Source organism: Ornithinibacter sp. (assembly GCF_035443565.1).
Taxonomy (GTDB): domain Bacteria; phylum Actinomycetota; class Actinomycetes; order Actinomycetales; family Dermatophilaceae; genus Fodinibacter.
Genome location: NZ_DAORSO010000195.1, coordinates 1 through 3,396, shown reverse-complemented (window position 1 = coordinate 3,396; position 3,396 = coordinate 1). Strand labels below are relative to the sequence as shown.

3 protein-coding genes are annotated in these 3,396 nt (G+C 65.7%); all 3 read left to right on the top strand.

Going from position 1 to position 3,396, the window contains the following annotated elements; translation table 11 throughout:
* The first annotated feature begins 121 nt into the window (after positions 1-121).
* Genes PLL68_RS13170 through PLL68_RS13160 form a run of 3 tightly spaced genes read left to right on the top strand, consistent with a single transcriptional unit; the run spans position 122 to position 3,326 of the window.
* The gene (locus tag PLL68_RS13170; protein WP_324534806.1) at positions 122-1,798 is read left to right on the top strand and encodes a branched-chain amino acid ABC transporter permease; all 1,677 of its coding nucleotides are present in this window, start codon (positions 122-124) and stop codon (positions 1,796-1,798) included.
* A complete protein-coding gene (locus PLL68_RS13165) occupies positions 1,795-2,616 on the top strand; it encodes an ABC transporter ATP-binding protein (protein WP_324534804.1) in 822 nt (273 codons plus the stop codon). Before PLL68_RS13170 ends, PLL68_RS13165 begins: the two co-directional genes overlap by 4 nt.
* A 5-nt stretch (positions 2,617-2,621) precedes the next feature.
* A complete protein-coding gene (locus PLL68_RS13160; protein ID WP_502910712.1) occupies positions 2,622-3,326 on the top strand; it encodes an ABC transporter ATP-binding protein in 705 nt (234 codons plus the stop codon).
* Positions 3,327-3,396: the final 70 nt, after the last annotated feature.

Sequence of the window (3,396 nt, the reverse complement as noted above, 5' to 3'; positions counted from 1 at the left end):
AGTTCATCCCGGGCACCTTCGGTGGTAGCCCGTGGAAGGACGTCTGGGCCTTCGCGCTGCTCATCATCGTCCTCGTCTTCCGGCCCCAGGGCCTCCTCGGTGCAAAGGTGGTGGACCGGGCATGAGCTCCTCACGAACGGAGAACCTCGCAGCAGCCCACGGTGGCAAGGCCCCCATGGTGGCCATCGCCGGTGGTGCGCTGCTGATCCTCAGTGGGTTGCTGTCGTGGTCCTACGACGACCGCATCCTCGACGACATCTCGGTGCGCTTCTTCCCGATCGGCATCCAGATCTACGCCATGGGGCTGGGCCTGGTGGCCGTCGCTCTCGGGGTGCTGCTCATGCGGCGCCCGGCGTGGTTGGACCCGGGCAAGGGCCTGCGCATCCTCGGCATCGCCAGCATCGTCTTCGTCCTCGGCACGCTCATCGCGATCGCGAAGCAGGCCGGCGGCGTCGTGAACGCCAATGAGGGTCTGTACGTCGCCCTCGCGGGTGCCGTGCTCGCCACGGCCGGAGGCTTCCTCTCGCCCGAGGTGCACATCGACGTCCGCAAGTGGCCCCGGCTGAACTCCAACGTCGAGATCCTCATCATCGTCCTGGCGATGGCGCTGCTGCTCTTCACCCTCGCGTACACCCTCAACATCGAGGACGGCGCGGTGTTCGGCGTCTTCCTCGTGGCCGTCATCGGCATCGTCGGTGGGTTGCTCGGCAGTGGTCTCGGTGCGTACTTCGGCTTCATCGGCGGCAACAACCGTCGCCCGCTGATGCTGGCGGCCTTCCTCGTCGCCTTCCTCTTCCCGTTCACCCAGAACGGGTCGGACGAGAACATGTCGATCGCCACCCAGATCCTCGTGTTCGCGGCGACGGCCCTGGGCCTCAACATCGTCGTGGGCCTGGCGGGTCTGCTCGACCTCGGGTACATCGCCTTCCTCGGCACCGGTGCCTACGTCGCCGCCATGATGTCGACGTCGGCCTTCGCGACGATCGGATGGAAGCCCCCGTTCCTCGTGGTCATGCTCATCGGTGCCTGCACCGCGGCGGTCTTCGGCCTCATCATCGGCTCACCGACGCTCCGGGTGTCCGGCGACTATCTGGCCATCGTGACGCTCGGTTTCGGTGAGATCTTCCGCCTGGCGATGTTCAACCTCGATGGCAACAACGGTCCCGACCTGACCAACGGGCCCAACGGCATCCCAGCCATTCCCGACCTCGTGTTCTTCGGGTTCGACTTCGGCGAGGTGCACTCGATCGCGGGCATCCCGCTGGGTCGTTTCAGCAACTACTACTTCTTGCTGCTGGCCCTCATCGCGTTCGTCATCCTCGTGTTCACCCGCCTCAACGACAGCCGCATCGGTCGTGGTTGGGTCGCCATCCGCGAGGACGAGCGGGCCGCCGAGGCCATGGGTGTCAACACCTTCGGGCTGAAGATCCTCGCCTTCGCGGTCGGTGCGTTCCTCGCCGGCCTCGCGGGCACGATCAAGGCGCACGTCGACACCTCGGTCAGCCCCGACCAGTACATCTTCCTCGAGTCCGCGTTCCTGCTCGCCGCCGTCGTCCTCGGCGGTATGGGCACGGTCCTCGGTGTCCTCGTCGGAGCGACCATCCTCAAGCTGCTTCCCGAGAAGCTGCGCGAGGTCAACGACTACCGGCTGCTCATGTTCGGGTTGTTGCTCGTGGTCATGATGCGGTTCCGCCCCGAAGGACTCATCGCCAGCAAGCGCCGGCAACTCGAGTTCCACGAGGACGACGAAGAACTCAGCGAGCTACTTCAGGCCGAGCACCTCCAGGAGGCGAAGTGACCATCACCGAACCCCAGCGCACACCTCACGAGGTGGGCTCCAAGATCGTGCTCGAGGCCAGTGGCGTCACGATGCGCTTCGGCGGTCTGACCGCCGTGGACGACGTGAGCATGCAGGTCCACGAAGGCGAGATCGTCGGTCTCATCGGCCCCAACGGAGCCGGCAAGACGACGTTCTTCAACTGCCTCACCGGCATGTACATCCCGACGGAGGGCACCGTCACGCTCAATGGCACGAAGCTGCCCCCCAAGCCGCTGAAGGTCGTCCGGGCCGGTATGGCTCGCACGTTCCAGAACATCCGGCTCTTCGGCAACATGACGGCGCTGGAGAACGTCATGGTCGGTCGCTACTGCCGCACGTCGTCGATGGCGCTCACGTCGATCCTGCGCGGCCCGAAGTTCAAGCGCGAAGAGGCCGCCACGCGAGAGCGTGCGCAGGAGCTTCTCGACTACGTCGGGTTGAGCAAGAGCACGGAACTCCTTGCGCGCAACATGCCCTACGGCGACCAGCGCCGCCTGGAGATCGCCCGCGCCCTGGCCACCGACCCGCAGATCATCCTGCTGGACGAGCCCACCGCTGGCATGAACCCCAAGGAGACCGAGGAGACGATGCACCTGATCTTCAAGATCAGGGACAGCGGTATGGCCGTCGTCGTCATCGAGCACGACATGCGGTTCATCTTCAACCTCTGTGACCGGGTGCTCTGCCTGGTCCGTGGCTCCCTCCTCGTCGAGGGAACGCCTGGTGAGGTGCAGTCCGACCACCGGGTCATCGAGGCCTACATCGGTGGCGACGAGGACAAGGAGGAGATCGCGTGAGCGCGATGCTGGAGGTCCGTGACCTCACCGTTGCCTACGGCAAGATCAAGGCCGTCAAGGGCATCAGCTTCGACGTCGAGCAGGGTGAGGTCGTCACCCTCATCGGCACCAACGGTGCCGGCAAGACGACGACGTTGCGCACCATCTCCGGTCTCCTGCGTCCCACGGGCGGTTCCATCACGTTCAAGGGCAAGGACCTCAGCACGGTCCCGGCGCACGACATCGTCCAGCTCGGTCTGGCGCACTCCCCCGAGGGTCGGCGGATCTTCCCCCGGCTGAGCGTCGAGGAGAACCTCCTGCTCGGGGCGTTCGCCCGCAAGGACAAGGAGATCTCCAACGACCTCCAGGCGGCCTACGACCTGTTCCCGATCCTCGAGGAGCGGCGAGCCCAGCCCGCCGGGACGTTCTCGGGTGGTGAGCAGCAGATGCTCGCCATGGGTCGAGCGATGATGAGCCGCCCCGAGCTGCTCATGCTCGACGAGCCGTCGATGGGTCTGTCACCGCTCATGATGAAGCGCATCATGACGACGATCACGACCCTGCAGAGTCAGGGCACGACGATCCTGCTCGTGGAGCAGAACGCGCAGGCAGCCCTGCGGCGGGCCAACCGCGGCTACGTGCTCGAGGTCGGCAAGATCGTGTTGTCCGGCACCGGCAAGGAACTGCTCGCCAGTGACGACGTGCGCAAGGCCTACCTCGGCGAGGACTGAGGTCGACCCGGCGGGGTGACCCGCCACGACGACGAACCCCGGATGCCGTGACTCGGCATCCGGGGTTCGT